Below are 15313 nucleotides of genomic sequence, written 5' to 3' on the forward strand. Positions count from 1 at the left end.
GTACTGTTATGCTACTGCTACGTTATCGGTTTCTTGTTCTAGAGCGACAGGCGCTTTCAAGGAGACTTCAATACCTCTGGTCTCGCAGAGCCACTGATAGAGTTTTGCTACACCTTCGGCCACACTGTTTTTAGGGTACCAGCCAGTGGCTTCGTGGAACTTGCGGATATCAGACACATAATAGTGCTGGTCGCCGGGGCGCCAGTCGCCGAAGCTCAGGTTTACTTTCTTGCCACGGTAGTTGCCAATCAAATCCAGCAATTCCAGCAAACTGGTGGTGTTTTTCACGCCACCGCCAATGTTGAAGGCTTGCCCGGAAAGGTCTTTCATGTTCTCTTGGGCCAGCAAAAACGCATCTACCAGGTCTTCCACAAACAGGATGTCACGTACCTGCTTGCCGTCGCCGTAAATGCTAATGGGTTTGTTCTCAATGGCCCTGATAGCAAAGTGCGCCACCCAGCCCTGGTCTTCGTTGCCGTACTGGTGCGGGCCGTAAATGCAGCTCATTCTGAACACCACGGCCGGAATGCCATAGGTTCTGGCGTAATCTACCACGTACTGGTCAGCAGCCCCTTTGGAGCAGCCGTACGGACTATGGAAATCCAGCGGACGTGCTTCTGAGATACCGTTGGCCTTGATGTGCTTGTCCGATGGGTTATACCGGGTGCCGTTCTGGATGAAGCGTAAGTCTTCCAGGCCACCGTACACTTTGTTGGTTGACGTAAACACCAAAGGCGGCGGATTGTCCTGGGCTCTGATGGCTTCCAACACGTTCACCACGCCACGGGCGTTGATTTCAAAATCCTGGATTGGGCCAGTCAAGGAAGTAGTCACCGCCACCTGTGCCGCGAAATGGAATACCTCGTTGGCATACTTCATCACGCGTTTCATGGCCTGCAAATCACGGATATCGCCTACATACACTTCCAGCCGGTCACCGTAATTCTGGTGCAGCCATTTCAGGTTGCGCTCTACGCCAATGCGGGAAAGGTTATCGAAAATGAGCACACGCTTGCCTTGTTCCAGCAGGCGCTTGGCAAGGTTGGTGCCCACAAAGCCGGCTCCGCCGGTTACTACCGAGTAGCGCTCCTGGTCTGAGAAATCTTCTTTGCGACGAATGAAATTGAACTTGTCCAGCCCATCCAAGCCGTTCTCGGCCCATAGGCGGTACAGTAGTTTAGGGCAACCATCCACGTGCTTCAACCCGAAGTGATATTTCCGCTCATCCGCGTGAAACTCTTCGGTGCTGTTCATGTCCAAGTCGTGCACACTAGACCAGTAAACTTTGTTTACCGGGGCCTTGCATACGTTGCGGAATTCCTGGAACTGCTTGAATTCATCATGCTGCCAAGTAGAGAAACCCGCCTCGGTAATCCAGATTTCAGCTTTGGTGTTGTTGCGGTCCAGTACCTCGCGCACGCGTTGAATGTTGGCATCCCAGCCTTCCCAGTCTTGGTCAACGACATCAGGGAACCCGTGAATGCCTATAGCGTCTATGTTCTGTAGCACACCCCTGTTATACATGAGCTGCAGCCAGTTGGGGTCAATGGGGCTCATGCCGCCCAGCACCGTTTTCTTGCCGTGTTGTTTGGCTACTTGGGCCGCAATGGCAATCATCTGGGAGAACGTGTTCCAGTTCTGGTCTAAGGTGTAGTCGTAGTGGGTCTTGTTGTTGGGCTCGTTCCAGAGTTCCACCCATTCAAAGTGGGTACCTAGTTCAGAGAGTAAGGTATCCAGAAAGGCAGCGAAGGCGTTAGGGTCTTGCGGCGGAGCTGATGTTTTTGGGGCAACTGCTAAGGAAGCTGGAGTCTCATGAAAGCAAGGCAATACCTGTACTTGCTTGGCTAAGGTTGGAAGTAGCCAATTGTACCAGGCCTTTCCTTCGGCAGTGGTATAGGCGGCCCAGGAGATGCCGGTGCGCAGTTCCGTGACGCCCAACTCCTTTACCTCCGCCAGAACAGTTTCTACGCGGGCGTGCTCACCAGGCTGGAACCATTGCACCAAGCCGATGGTGGGGGCGGCCAGGGGAGTATGTTTAGGATGTGTTTCGGCGATTCTTGTCATACGGTTTTAAGCTTCTTTTTAGGAAAACAGGTCAGAAACGCGACCCTACACGGTCAAGCCCCGGGCTGCTAACTCGGCGCTCGCCTCATTGACGCGGTCGTACGCAATCTGTCCTTCCAGCCAATCGGCTAGCTCCGTTAAACCGCTGTTGAATTCTACTTGTGGATAAAAGCCCAGTACTTCTTTGGCCAGGCTGATGTCGGCGTAGCAGTGGCGGATGTCGCCTACGCGGTACTTGCCGGTAATCTCGGGAGTTAATTCCTGTTTTCCCATTACCTCGGCCAGACGCTCGCCGATTTCTTTGATGGTGTAATTGTTGCCGCTGCCAACGTTGAAGACCTGTCCGTTGGCTTCTTCTTTCTCCATGGCCAACCGACACGCCAACGCCACATCGCGCACGTGCACGAAATCACGCTGCTGGTTTCCGTCCTCGAAAATCATGGGCGCATTGTTGTTCAGGAAGCGTGAGGCGAAGATAGCCAGCACGCCGGTGTACGGGTTAGACAAGGCCTGACGCGTACCGTACACGTTGAAGAAGCGCATGGCTACGGTTGGGATGTTATAGGCGCGACCCACCATGAGGCAAAGGCGCTCCTGGTCATATTTAGAAAGGGCGTACACCGAAGACAGGCACGGAATCTTAGATTCTGGCGTAGCCACGGGAGTGAGTACTTCGCCTTTTTCGCTTTTCAGTTCCCAGTCACCGGCTTTGAGTTGCTCTAAGCCACGTTCGGCAGCGATTACTTTTTCGCCGGTGGCGGAATGGTACAAACCTTCACCGTAAATGCTCATGCTGGAGGCAACCACCAGCTTGCTTACCGGCTTTTCAATCAAGCACTCCAGCAGAACGGCTGTGCCGATGTTGTTCACATCGGTGTATTCCTTGATTTCATACATGCTCTGGCCCACACCCACCATGGCGGCAAAGTGGAACACTGCATCAACGCCTTCCAGGGCTTTCAGCACGGCCGCTTTGTCGCGTACGTCACCTATCTGCAATTCTACCTCCGGGTGAAGGTATTCGGGGCGCTCACAGTCTTTGCCGTGCACCTGCTCAGAAAGGTTATCTAATGCGCGCACCTCATATCCGAAGTTGATTAGTTCATCTGCCAGGTGAGACCCAATGAAGCCTGCACCGCCGGTAATCAAGACTTTCTTTTTCATAGTTGTCAGTGGGTGTTATATTAGGGGGTTAGAAGGGTTGCGGAGTTGCGGCATGGTCGCGAGGTTCTCGTAGGCGCGCAGGGCTCCGTACCCAATGGTTTCAACCGTGTTATAGCTGGGAATTGTATTCTGAAAGAAGTTGGGGTCCGCGCTATGAGCGCTAAATTTTTCTGCGATAGCTTTCCCCTTCTAAACGCTCCGCCACGCCCGAGGGCAACCGAGGTCTGCGTACGGAAGGAGCTTACAACCATAGAAGAAGATGCTGATGAATTAATATATAGCTTTTTTACTTTTTTCTAATAGAATGAAGAACGTTTAAAAGCAGTTTTGGGTTGTAGCTACAAAGCTTAATTGGTATTTATACGGATGCTTTATGCGGGTAGATACTATGATTATTGAAGCTTAAGAACTGTTTAAGCCAAATATAGACGCTTTGATAGTAACCTGATTTTCTGAATGTTTTCTTAAAATGAGGCTAAATAGAGAGCAAAAAAATACCTTCTGGCTTTTGACCAGAAGGTAGAAAGAATATTCCGTTTTTAACCTAATTTCTTTGAAATGGGCCTGAAACAGCTTACAAGATATCGTCGCGTTTGTCTTCGGTGACGGTGAGCAGTACAGATTCTACGTTGCGCTCGGTTTTCTCCAGGATCTTGAATTCGTACACGCCATGCACCACGGTTTCGCCAATCTCAGGGATGCGGCCGTAGATCATGTTGAGGTAACCGCCTACGGTTTCGTAGTCCTCGCCTTCTGGCAGCGGGTAGGGCAGATCATCGTTCACGTCCAGGATGGAGGCCGAGGTGTCCACTTTGTATTGAAAGTCGCCTACTTTCTCTACCAGCGGTACTTCCTCATCGTACTCGTCTTGGATTTCGCCTACCAGTTCCTCAATGATGTCTTCAATGGTGACAATGCCCGAGGTGCCGCCAAACTCATCTGACACCACGGCTATATGCATGCGGTTGCGCTGGAAATCTTTGAGTAAACGGCTTATTTTCTTGGTTTCGGGCACAAAGTAGGGGTGGCGCATAAGCTTCTCCAGGCTCACCTGTTCGCCAGCCCGTAGGACTACCAGCAGGTCTTTCACGTACAGGATGCCCACAATATTATCAATGGAGTCGCGGTAAACGGGCATACGGGTGTAGCCTTCGTTGAAGACCACCTCAAAGATTTCCTCTTCGGTAGCGTCCAGGTCCAGGGCCACCAACTTGGTGCGGGGCACCATGATCTGCTTGACCATGCGCTCATTGAACTCAAACACGTTTTCAATCAGCTCCTGCTGGCTGCCGCCAATCTCGCCGCTCTCGGCACTCTGTTCAAAAAGCAGGCGAAGTTCCTCGGCGGTATGCACTTCAGAGCCGTGCATGGGCGTAATGCCTACCCGTTTCAGGATGAAATTGGAAAAACCGTTCAGAATCCAGATGAAGGGCAGTAACACGTAATACACAATCCGCAGCGGAACGGCCACGGCCAGGGTAGTAGCTTCTGGCCGTTGGATTGCCAGTGATTTTGGGGCCAATTCCCCGAAAACGATGTGTAAAACGGTAATGACCGCAAAGGATACCGGCAACGCAATCTGGTGGGCCAGTACCGGGTCTGGGGCGGCACCGAACGCGTGCATGGCCTCTATGATAATCTCTGACACCACGCCTTCGCCAATCCAACCCAAGCCCAGGGAAGCCAGCGTAATTCCTAATTGAGTAGCCGAAAGGTAAGCATCCAGGTGCCCAATCATGTGGTAGGCAATCTTGGCCAATTGATTTCCGGCCTGCGCCCGAAGCTCAATCTGGGAGGCCCGTACTTTTACCAGGGCAAACTCGGCGGCCACAAAAAAACCATTCAGGGCTACCAGCAGAATGGTGAGGAAGATGTTGAGAATCATAGTTGGAGGCGATTCCTCAGGGGTTAGAAAGAATCGCTTGCATCAAATTTAACTGTTTATCGGCACTATCAAAGTGTGCAGGCTCGTTTCCTGTACGTGAACGAAGCGAGAAAGTAAGCTGTTACAAAACATAATGGACCCGCGTGGGTTAGGTATGTTCGGGTTTACGAGGGATTTGTAGTAATTTGCCCCTCTTTATATAGAAGCAAAAAATCAATGACAATAATTTTGAAACGCGGCTGGGGAATTTTGCTGGCCTTGTTCTTTTTCGTGCTATCGGTGCAAGCGCAGGTACTCAAACCTTCTTCCTGGAGCCATGATGTATCAGCGGGCGAGGTGAAAGTGGGCGAGGAGGTAGAACTTATCTTCAACGCCAAAATCATCCCTGACTGGTACCTGTATTCTTCTGACTTTGACCCAGACCTGGGGCCCATTGTCACCACGTTCACCTTTCAGAAACACCCTTCTTACGCACTGGTGGGCAAAATCAAACCCGTTAACCCCAAGAAGAAGTATGACGATACCTGGGGGGGCGAGTACACCTATTTTGTGAAAACGGCCCAGTTCCGGCAACGGATTAAAGTGCTGCAACCCACACTGGTGGTGAAAGGAAGTTATGAGTACCAGGTGTGTTCTGAAGTGAACGGCCAGTGTATTCCCGGCGAAGGTGATTTCAACTTTACCCAGATCAAAGTGCTGCCCGGCACTGCCCCGGCTAACACGCCGGCTCCCGGCACGGGAAACAACAATGGGGGAGGAACGGCACCCACAGCCAGTGGCATAAACCCGGCCGCCCCAAGTGCCACCTCGGCTGCGCCGATCTCTGCTTCGGCGGTAGCCGTAACAGAAGACACCTCCTTGCTAACCGCCGATGCTTCTGTAACAGCTTTTCCGGAGGCCACGGATAGCAAACAGGCAAACATCAACACCCAACCTCAAACCCAGAGCGCTTTGGCCGGTATGTCTTCTGGAACCACTTCGGCTGCGCCCATTGGCCTTTGGGAGTTTATGCTGGGTGCTTTCCTCTCAGGCTTGGTGGCCCTGCTCACCCCCTGCGTGTTTCCTATGATTCCTATGACGGTGACGTTTTTTACCGGCGGAAGCTCCAGCCGCATGAAAGGCATTGTCAAGGCGTTGGTCTATGGCTTGTCCATCATTGCTTTCTACACCCTCATTGGTACGTTGGTGGCCAAATTGGCCGGGCCCGAAGTCGCCAATTTCTTGAGCACCCACTGGCTGCCTAACTTGTTGTTTTTTGCGGTGTTTTTGCTCTTTGCTATGTCGTTTTTGGGCATGTTTGAGATTACCCTGCCGCACTGGCTCGTGAACAAAGCCGATGCCCAAGCCGATAAAGGCGGTTACTACGGCGTATTTTTCATGGCGATAACGCTGGTGTTGGTTTCTTTTTCCTGCACCGGTCCCATTGTGGGTTCTTTGCTGGTGATGTCGGCGGGCGGTGAGACCTTGAAGCCCATCTCAGGCATGTTCGCCTATTCCATGGCGTTTGCGCTGCCGTTTACCATGTTCGCTATCTTTCCTAACTGGCTGAGCACGCTGCCAAAGTCAGGGGGCTGGTTGAACTCCGTGAAAGTGTGTCTGGGCTTTATTGAACTCGCCCTGGCTCTTAAATTCCTGAGCATCGCCGACCAGGTGTACCACTGGCGCATTCTGGACCGCGAAATCTACCTGGCGCTTTGGATTGTGATTTTCACGCTCATGGGCTTTTATCTGCTGGGCAAGCTGAAGTTCTCCCATGACTCAGACTTGCCGTACCTGAGTGTGCCGCGTACCTTATTTGCGGTAGTCGTTTTCTCTTTTGTGGTGTATATGATCCCGGGTTTATTCGGTGCTCCCTTGAAAGCCTTGGCTGGGTATTTACCTCCTCAATCTACCTTAGACTTTGACCTGATGACGAATCGGGGAAGTTCAGCAACTGCTACTTCTACCTTATGCGAAACCCCAAAATATGCCGATAAATTTTTACCTATGCCTCATGGCCTGAAAGGCTATTATGATTTAGAGCAAGCCAAGAAATGCGCTCAGGAACAAGGTAAGCCTGTTTTTATTGATTTTACCGGTCACGGTTGTGTGAACTGCCGCGAGATGGAAGCCAACGTCTGGTCAGACCCCGAAGTGCTGAAGCGCCTAAAGGAGAATTTCATTATTGCTGCTTTGTATGTTGATGACAAAACAGAACTTCCTCAAAATGAGCATTTCACCAGCAAATATGACGGGAAGCAGAAAACTACTATCGGCAAGAAGTACGCCGATTACCAGATTACCAAGTTCAACGTTAACGCGCAGCCGTACTACGTGCTCATGGATGCCAATGAGAACTCCCTGGTAACGCCTATTGCGTATGAGCCCAACGTGCAGAATTTCATCAAGTTCTTAGATGCGGGCGTAGCAGCGTACAAAGCGAAACAGCAGGTGCAGTAGGAAAACTACGCATATAAATAGAAGCCTCGGTTTAGCCGGGGCTTTTCTGTTTTAGGGCTGTTTTCTGGCAAACCGCTTCTAAACGCTACGGCTCATAATACCTGTCCCTAAACTGCTGTTTCTGCCTTAGGTACTCAGAATGGTCTTTGGCTTTGAACCAATATTCTTTGAAGATAGCCGCCGCCTGCGCTTTCTCATTGGTTAACGCATCTGCCTCTTGCGGAAGAACTTCGTTGCCTTTGTTCGCGCTGCCTGAGGAATAGGGATAAGGCAGTTCTTCGTTGTTTACCTCCGGGGAATTCTGGTACTTTTTGCCGCCTTTGTGGTTGGCGTAGCGGCGGGCGCGGGTAAAGCCCATCTGCAGAAATTTACGCGCCATGTCGGCCCCCACAAAATCTTGTTGCGCCAGGTATTCCTCAAATAAAACGTAAATTTTGTCTGCTGATTCTTGGGCTACCTCCACGTTTTTGAACCGCCAGTGCGGCAGAATCTCGCTTTTGTACGGTTCCACCAGCAGCACTCCTTGTTCGCCTATGCCCACGCGGTACAGTTCTGGATGCTGCCTGAAATCAGTGGTTTTGAAATCCAGGGAGTAATTGAAGCCGTTTTTTGCCATGGTGATTTATACGGAGTACGGGAAAGCACCCAATCTTTCTTAGCTTGCGTATGGGAGGTGTTTACAAGCCTTTTTTACTATGAAACGAGCAAATCAGTTTTCTATACGTGGGGTGCTGCTTCCTTTGGCGGTGGTAGCGCTCTTGGTTTCTTCCTGTGACACTACGCCCCGCCAGCGGGAAGAAGCCGTAGCCGATAAATTAGACAAACTAGACGAAAAAGCCTCTGAGGCCGCTGCCAAAACCAGAGACGAACTCAAAGAAGCGGGTAGAGCCTTGGCCCGTCAGCGGGCCGAACGCAAAGAGCGGGAGGCCCGGGGCACCACGGCTGGCAAACAAGCCCAGATGGAGCGCGAGCTGCTAGGCGAGTACAGAACTCTCTCCCAGGTTTCCGCCGATAGTCTGCGCGACGCTTACGTGTATTTCCTGCAGCAAGTCCGTAACCGGAAAGACGTCTGGACTTCAGAAGACTGGGACTATGCCAATGCTATCTACAAACGCCTGAACGAGCGCGAGAGAACCCTGCATGATGACATCATTCTTCGGCATGCCACTAAAATCAAAGCCTTGCAAGCCGAATATGTAGCCCTGGAAAACAGAGCCGACCTGAAAGATTACCAACGCATCAAGAAAGAACAGGCGGGTCAGTAATAATGTGCTGATTTTTTAATGTGCTGATGTGCTAATTTGGAATTTAGATTAGGGTGAATTAAGCTATAGAATGGCTGTTTTAAGCTTGTTTTTAACAGAAGAGGCCGGAAATGATTCCGGCCTCTTCTGTTTTATTGGAGACTGTCTTTGGGAAGAACGAAGAGCTTCACTTTGCCTTTCTGGTTGCGTAGTTCAGCAGATGGAAACAGTGGCAGAATGTCTTTTTCCCGTTCTTTCATCATCAGTTCAGGATGTTCCAGCACGCCGTTGTTAATGAGCAGAAAAACCGTATCGGCTGCTGCAGACGTGTTGTTGGGGTAGGCAGAATACTTTTGGAAAGAATAATTTTTGGGCACGTCAAATCCATAGAAATAGGGGTGTCTGCCTAACATGATGGAATCTAGGAGCACTACGTACTGTCCCTTGGGGTGATGAAGGTGCTGGTCCACTATCTGCTTCTGTTCAAAATAGTAAGAAACCGTCGGTTTAAGGATGAAGTAAGTTGGTCTTATGCAGAGCACCGCTGCTACTGCCATTAAGCCCAGCCACTGCGGCCAGGGTTTGTTCCAGAGCACTAAACCCAGGAAGAAAACGGCCAGGGGCGTGTACATCACCCATAAATCATCCTTCGCTAGGGAAGCACAAACGGCAAAAAGCAGCGTCAGGAAAAGGAAAGTGCTTCGGTTTTGCCAGCTTTTTTCCACCGCTAAGCCAGCTGTGATGCAGAAAGTAGGCAGCAACGGGTGAAACATGCGGGGCAGGAGCGGCATGGGTTTGTAGAAGTCAACTGTAGCGGTCCCAAACCAGATAACGGCTAACATACTGAACAGCGCCACAGCCCAAAAGCTGTGCGGCCGGTGCAAAGAAAAGAGCCGGAGTTTAGAGGCGTTGAAGCCAGAAAGGGCAGCAAAAGCCAGCGGAATGGCCAAGCCCGAGGCCACAAAAAACAAGAGCGGTTCATAGGTAAGCCGGGGGAGCAACGTGGCCGCTCTGCTATCTAAGTAGGCCTGCTTCGTTTCAGCGGTATTGGTAGCCTTTATGTCATGAAGCCGTTGCAGGGCATCGCCGGAGAAAATTTTGTAGAGCAGAAAATAGCCCGCCAACAGCAGAACACCAGCTATACCAGCCGCTACCCAAAACCGCAGATTCTCCTTCCGCAGCAGGTGGTACACGAAAAGGCATAGGTAAAAGGGGACGGTATAGACAATGGTTTCTTTGGTGAGAAAGGCCAGCATGTTCAGAGTAGCAAATGCAATTCCCCAGAAAACTTGGGCGGTAGCAGAAGGCAGTGGAGTTCTGGCTTTGTACAGCACTAACAGGCAAGCCGTAGTGAAGAATAGCAGAATATTGTCTGGGTACAGGTAATTGACAGTATTCAGCTGAAAGTAGTACAAACCCAATAGTACCAATGCCCAGGAAGTAGCCACCGGATGTTCCTTCCAGAACGTGCCATACAGCAGGAGCAAGGTGCCCAGCGTACACAGAAGCGGCCAAAGTGTGGTGGTGTACACATTCATGCCCCAGAGCCAATAGAACAGGGCAGTGGGCACAAACACCATAAACCGGTGGCAGAACGAGTAATCATCAAAATGGAAGCCGCCGTGCAGCAGTTGGTGCGCATAGAGGCTATAGGAGTAGTCGTCCCCGAAGTAAAAGCCTTCGTGCTCCAGAAAAAAGTACAGCAGGGTAAAGCCAAGAACTGCCAGCAACCAGAAGCGCGGAGCCGAGAAGGTGCGGGGAAGAAGGTTAAAAATAAGGTGCACAGGTTTGATTTTCCTTTAAAAGAGGGAAGGTCGGGAGAAAGAATACACAAAGCAACTGTTCAAATTTTGGGATTGGTTAAATTTGAAGCGAACTTTGTGCAACTGCAAATGCGTTAGTGCTGAACTTGCGTTATTCCAAGAAGTGAAATTTAAATTAAGTGCCTTCATGAAGTCAAGCCTTACCCGCTCATTACTGTTTGTTCTGCTGCTGTGCGCCTTTTCCAGCCAAGCCCAGGACATGATTCAGACCCGTTTGGCGTACAATTACTTAGATAAGTTTGAGTTCACAGATGAATGGCAGTACCTGACCACCGATATGTACCTGCTCAATGCGGGGCAGTTCTCCAAGGTGATCAATGAAATGGAGCAGGGTACCACCAAAGCCCGTCGGCGCGATTATATAAATTTAGAGTCCTTGTTTATATCGGCGCAGCTTAAAAATGCGAAGCTTTTTGGGCAGGAACCGGTGGTGTATCCGTTGTACAATTTCGCCCTGCAAGGGGCAAGTGACAAGAAGAACTATTCCACGCTTATCTCAGATAACATTGAATCCATTAGAATTATTGACAAACTTCCGCTGGATGCCGATGAGCGCAACATAGACGCTACCGTGGAGGCGAAGCTCTTCACTTCAGACAGCCGCGAGGTCTTTTTCAATATCATCGCAAACCAACTCACCAATATTTCCAAGCTCATGACCCCGCAGGCCGCCATGCTTTCTTTGGTGGGCGAGTTCGGGAATCTCATCAGAAACGCCGCCCAACGCAAGGAATACAAGTTCAGCTCTACCATCAGGTTGTACGAAGGGCAGAATTTTGATACCCGGCTGCACTCCGTACGAGTGTACGTGTTTGTGCCTGCTTTCGTGAAACTGCCCGCTTTACGTACCCCCAAGCTTACTGATATGCTGAGCAACAATCCCATGGGTTTTGAGCGGCAGAAACTAGAGACGGCCTTGAACTACAAAGATTATCCGGTGCTGGTGGTGGCCAATTATAAATCGCTCTACAAGATGGATGCGCTTTCGGGCAGCGATATTACCTCAGAAACCATTGAGAAACGCCGCGTACGCATTGAACAAGCCTATACCGCCGGTCTGGTCACCGATGACGCCTACAAGCAGGAAAAACTGTTTGTGGAGTTTCTGCGCAATTTCGGTGATTTAAAGCAAAATCTGAACAACTACCGGCTCAACTACAAAAACAACAGCCCCGAGGCGAACGCCAAAACGCTCTTTACCGTGGTGCAGGACTACAAACGCCTGAAAACCTTGGCCTACCAGCGCGACCGCGAGTTTTCTCGTAACTATACGTACCAGCGGGTTTTCAAAAACGAGTACAACTCCATTCTGGCCAACGCCGACAGCTACCTGGAATCTGACTACAATCTGAAAAACGGCAAAGAAATGGTGAACACCCTGCTGGACCTGGACCAAGAACAAGCCAAAACTTACACCGTGGCCCAGCGCGAGCAATACCTGAACAAACTGTACTCCGTGGAACTCCCAAACCCCGAGTTTCTGGCTAGCACCCTGGAAGGCGAGGGGCTTTACCGCCACCTGAACCGTTTGGAGTCTACGCTTTACAATGATGTGTACGCCAAAGAAGTCTCGCGCCTGCGCGACCTGCCGCCTTCCGAAGAAAACATCTCCTTTAGAAATACACTGCTGGAAAAAGCCAACACTACCAAATGCCGCAGTTGCCGCGAAGAGGTGAAACAAGCCGCCCGCCAGTTTAATCAACGCCTGGAAGAGCAACAACTGGAAAAGGAGAAGAACCGTTTACAGGATTTAAACCAGCAGGTAGAACGCCAGATTCTGGTCTACCTGAAACAGGACGAATGTGTTGAAAACACCTTCAAAACCCACTATCCGGCAGATGCCTTACCCGAGTACGCGCAACGTCTGTACGAGAAAAAGGAGGAGCTGAAAAAACACCTTTCTGAATTGGATACTCTGTACAAAGCTCCGCCCAAAGAAATGAAGCTGGACGCGGTAAAAGAGCATAACCAGCGCCTGAGTGGTTACCTGCGCCGCCTGGAACAAGGCTACGCCGATATCTGTACCGCTGAAAAAAAACTTTGCGGCTGCGAGTAGAAAGCTTCTTGAGAAAACCTCATGACCTCTTTTCGATCCGTTTTGCAGAAAATAGCCCGAAAGCAAGAAAGCCGCCCCTGAGCAGGAGCGGCTTTCTTCGTTATATCAAAGCAGGTGATGCTTACGCTAACTGACCTTCTAGTTTCTGGGCCAACACGTTCTTAGGAACAGCGCCTACTTGCTTGTCTACCACTTGTCCGTTTTTGAAAACCAACAGAGTTGGAATGCTACGGATACCAAACTTGGCAGAAGTCTGCGGATTGGCGTCTACGTCTACTTTTCCTACTACCACGCGGCCTTCATAGTCGCCGGCCAGTTCTTCTACTACCGGGCCTACCATGCGGCAAGGACCGCACCACTCTGCCCAAAAGTCTACCAGAACCGGTTTATCTGAATTGATGATCTCCTCGAAATTGGCATCGGTGATCTCGATTGCTTTATGTGCCATAATTGTCTGTTTGTATAAGTATCAAAAATGATGAAAGACGCAGTTCAAAAATAGAACCAACTCCTTTTGAACAGTAAAACTAACGCATTTGTGCCAGGTTTGTCACTATCCTTCAGGATACCGTTTAGGAGCCACCTTGTAGAAAATAAGCTAAAAACGTAGTATATCTACTGATTCATAAGGAAAAGGTTGGGGCTGAGGAAGAAAGAAGCAGAAATGACAGAATGACGGTACTTCAAACCACCATTGAGGGCTTTCCAGTCTAGAAACGCTCCTTAAACAGATGCCTCTTTGGCAGATGGAAACTCCGTTTCTGTGGGGCTAAGAAGCGTAGGTATGTGCCGGAACGTAGAAAGCAACACCAGCAGCCAGCACCCATTCCAGACATTTACCAGCACAGGGCTGCCCAAGAGTCCGCTCCCCGACAAGAAACCTACCTGAAGAAGCCCGTTCGCGAATTTGTTCATGAGCAGAGTCTCAGCCAGCAAAGGCACTGCTAAGAAGCTGGCAAATACGAATAGCTTGAGCTCTGGATGTAACAGCCGCCAGGCCCGTATGAGCACCGAAATTGTTAATAGGAGCACAAGTACTATCTCAGTACTCCATGACAAGATGGTCATGGTGTTCATGTCGATGATGTCTCGCGTCACCACAGATTCATCGCCCTCACGGTCCAGCACTGGCAAAATACGGGCAAAGGGCTGGTTGGCGAATAACAAAGCCAGTCCTATTACCTGTTGCCGAATTGGCCTTTTCGCAGCCATCAAAAAATAGCCCACCCACATAAGCCCATAAGAAAGAAGCGCCCCAGCTAGGGTAATCCACACCGTATTCACCGAAGGAGGGCAAGCCTGGCAAATCTTCCGACCCACAAAGTCCCTTTCTCCCCAGCAGCCGCACATAAGATGGCCTACTAGTATATGAATCAGTTCATGCAGTTCATGACAGATAAACAAGAGGGCCAGAAAAGCAAGGATGTTCTTTGGAGTGGGGGTGAGATGCATCTATCGAGTAATTAGTAATGATTTAGCATTATTTCAATACAAAATCATGTTAGTAGTATCTAATTGTGTATATTTGATGAAGTAATAAATTTATAATCAACTCCTTATGAAAGCTGCTAGTGAGGATTGCCAGTTAATAAAAAGACAAAGAAGAAAGTCTCCAGTTGCTAGGACACTAATGGATAGTGCTATCGCTCACATGAATCTTGCAATTGAGTGCCAAAATAAACCTTTCTGCCCTAATAGGTATGAAATTGTAGCAGAACTCTCAATAGCAGCTTGGGAAAAGGTACTTAAATCTTTTTTATACAAAAGGAAGGTTAAAGTATTTAATACAGATGGCACAAGTAAGGACTTTAAACATTGTCTTGAAGCTGTAAGGAATAGCATTGGATTGTCATTTAGTACAGTAGTAGAGAATCTCAAAGTTCTTTATGAATATAGATGTAAAGCTGTTCACTTCTATGGTGAGCCACTAGATGCAATGTTGTTCGCTTTGCAAGCGGAGTGTGTTAAACAATTTGCAATTTTCTTAAGACAGCACTTCAATAGAGAGTTATTAGCAGGAGACCAATTGGGCATAATGCCATTAGGATATCAAAAGCCTTTTGCTCCTGATGACTTTTTAGCTACTTCATCGGCAAGTTTTGGTGCATCTATAGAGGTCAGGAAGTTTTTAAAGAGTATAAACGATGCTGCTGAACGTTTATCGAATATTGGTATAGCTGATTCTGTTTTGGTGCAATTCAATGTTGCCCTAATAAGTGTAAAAAACGCGAAGACAGCAGATACTATTATAGGTATTGACAATTCTAGGAGCAATGAAACTACATTAAAGATTATCCGCCCTGTTGAAGGCGCTATAAAGATTAGTAATGATTCTAATGCATCTGTAATAAGAATCGATGAAGAAGAAATGATTCAAGCTGGATTTAATCTTACTTACAGGGATATTCAAAGCTTCTTAAAAGTAAGATTGCCCCATGTAAAGCAGAATGCTGATTTCCATAAAGTGATGGCTCGGTTGGAAGTTAGCCCTAATATTTGTCTAAGGAGACCTAATAATCCTTTAAAGCCTGCTGGAGGATTTATGAAGCTTTATAGCGATTTAATTTATCAGGAGTTAATAGATATCTATCCTGAACCTATACAGGGTAATGAGAAAGCATCTACAGTAGCTGCATAG

General features: G+C 49.2%; 11 protein-coding genes. 4 read left to right on the plus strand and 7 right to left on the minus strand.

What is annotated here, in order from left to right:
- Window positions 1-6: 6 nt before the first annotated feature.
- The 3 genes from ACY0JR_RS19170 to ACY0JR_RS19180 all read right to left on the minus strand — a co-directional run bounded on the left by ACY0JR_RS19170 (window position 7) and on the right by ACY0JR_RS19180 (window position 5113).
- Window positions 7-2064, minus strand: a complete 2058-nt coding sequence (locus tag ACY0JR_RS19170; protein WP_462635779.1) for an NAD-dependent epimerase/dehydratase family protein — start codon at window positions 2062-2064, stop codon at window positions 7-9.
- A 45-nt stretch (window positions 2065-2109) separates the two neighbouring features.
- Window positions 2110-3228, minus strand: a complete 1119-nt coding sequence (locus tag ACY0JR_RS19175; protein WP_462635780.1) for an NAD-dependent epimerase/dehydratase family protein — start codon at window positions 3226-3228, stop codon at window positions 2110-2112.
- 574 nt (window positions 3229-3802) lie between these two features.
- Entirely contained in the window at window positions 3803-5113 is a 1311-nt protein-coding gene (locus tag ACY0JR_RS19180) for a hemolysin family protein (RefSeq protein ID WP_462635781.1), read from the minus strand.
- A gap of 216 nt (window positions 5114-5329) precedes the next feature.
- Here ACY0JR_RS19180 and ACY0JR_RS19185 point away from each other — a divergent pair, with 216 nt between their 5' ends.
- A complete protein-coding gene (locus ACY0JR_RS19185; RefSeq protein ID WP_462635782.1) occupies window positions 5330-7552 on the plus strand; it encodes a protein-disulfide reductase DsbD family protein in 2223 nt (740 codons plus the stop codon).
- An 85-nt stretch (window positions 7553-7637) separates the two neighbouring features.
- On the opposite strand, the gene ACY0JR_RS19190 is transcribed toward ACY0JR_RS19185, so the two are convergent.
- Entirely contained in the window at window positions 7638-8168 is a 531-nt protein-coding gene (locus tag ACY0JR_RS19190) for a DUF4385 domain-containing protein (RefSeq protein ID WP_462635783.1), read from the minus strand.
- 79 nt (window positions 8169-8247) lie between these two features.
- Here ACY0JR_RS19190 and ACY0JR_RS19195 point away from each other — a divergent pair, with 79 nt between their 5' ends.
- Window positions 8248-8817, plus strand: a complete 570-nt coding sequence (locus ACY0JR_RS19195; RefSeq protein WP_462635784.1) for a hypothetical protein — start codon at window positions 8248-8250, stop codon at window positions 8815-8817.
- Window positions 8818-8948: 131 nt separating this feature from the next.
- Here ACY0JR_RS19195 and ACY0JR_RS19200 read toward each other — a convergent pair whose 3' ends face one another.
- Window positions 8949-10580: a hypothetical protein gene (locus ACY0JR_RS19200; RefSeq protein WP_462635785.1), complete on the minus strand. Its 1632-nt coding sequence runs from the start codon at window positions 10578-10580 to the stop codon at window positions 8949-8951.
- A gap of 166 nt (window positions 10581-10746) precedes the next feature.
- Here ACY0JR_RS19200 and ACY0JR_RS19205 point away from each other — a divergent pair, with 166 nt between their 5' ends.
- Window positions 10747-12675 (plus strand): hypothetical protein, encoded by a 1929-nt coding sequence (locus ACY0JR_RS19205; RefSeq protein ID WP_462635786.1) that lies wholly within the window; start codon window positions 10747-10749, stop codon window positions 12673-12675.
- A gap of 121 nt (window positions 12676-12796) precedes the next feature.
- Here the strand turns inward: ACY0JR_RS19205 and trxA are convergent, their stop codons facing one another.
- Window positions 12797-13123, minus strand: a complete 327-nt coding sequence (gene trxA / locus ACY0JR_RS19210) for a thioredoxin (protein WP_149089150.1) — start codon at window positions 13121-13123, stop codon at window positions 12797-12799.
- Between the two features lie 275 nt (window positions 13124-13398).
- Window positions 13399-14127 carry a hypothetical protein gene (locus ACY0JR_RS19215; RefSeq protein WP_462635787.1) on the minus strand — a complete coding sequence of 243 codons (729 nt, stop codon included), beginning with the start codon at window positions 14125-14127 and terminating at the stop codon, window positions 13399-13401.
- A 106-nt stretch (window positions 14128-14233) separates the two neighbouring features.
- Between ACY0JR_RS19215 and ACY0JR_RS19220 the strand changes: the two genes are divergently transcribed.
- Window positions 14234-15313, plus strand: coding sequence for a DUF3644 domain-containing protein (locus ACY0JR_RS19220; RefSeq protein ID WP_462635788.1), 1080 nt, complete (start codon window positions 14234-14236; stop codon window positions 15311-15313).

It is taken from the genome of Rufibacter sp. JT3400010 (genome assembly GCF_054956755.1).

What these genes read in the sequence shown, in the direction of transcription:
- ACY0JR_RS19195 (WP_462635784.1), top strand. Translation starts at nt 8,248, where the DNA reads ATGAAACGAGCAAATCAGTTTTCTATACGTGGGGTGCTGCTTCCTTTG.
- ACY0JR_RS19205 (WP_462635786.1), top strand. Translation starts at nt 10,747, where the DNA reads ATGAAGTCAAGCCTTACCCGCTCATTACTGTTTGTTCTGCTGCTGTGC.
- ACY0JR_RS19170 (WP_462635779.1), bottom strand. Translation starts at nt 2,064, where the DNA reads ATGACAAGAATCGCCGAAACACATCCTAAACATACTCCCCTGGCCGCC.
- ACY0JR_RS19185 (WP_462635782.1), top strand. Translation starts at nt 5,330, where the DNA reads ATGACAATAATTTTGAAACGCGGCTGGGGAATTTTGCTGGCCTTGTTC.
- ACY0JR_RS19175 (WP_462635780.1), bottom strand. Translation starts at nt 3,228, where the DNA reads ATGAAAAAGAAAGTCTTGATTACCGGCGGTGCAGGCTTCATTGGGTCT.
- ACY0JR_RS19215 (WP_462635787.1), bottom strand. Translation starts at nt 14,127, where the DNA reads ATGCATCTCACCCCCACTCCAAAGAACATCCTTGCTTTTCTGGCCCTC.
- trxA (WP_149089150.1), bottom strand. Translation starts at nt 13,123, where the DNA reads ATGGCACATAAAGCAATCGAGATCACCGATGCCAATTTCGAGGAGATC.
- ACY0JR_RS19190 (WP_462635783.1), bottom strand. Translation starts at nt 8,168, where the DNA reads ATGGCAAAAAACGGCTTCAATTACTCCCTGGATTTCAAAACCACTGAT.
- ACY0JR_RS19220 (WP_462635788.1), top strand. Translation starts at nt 14,234, where the DNA reads ATGAAAGCTGCTAGTGAGGATTGCCAGTTAATAAAAAGACAAAGAAGA.
- ACY0JR_RS19180 (WP_462635781.1), bottom strand. Translation starts at nt 5,113, where the DNA reads ATGATTCTCAACATCTTCCTCACCATTCTGCTGGTAGCCCTGAATGGT.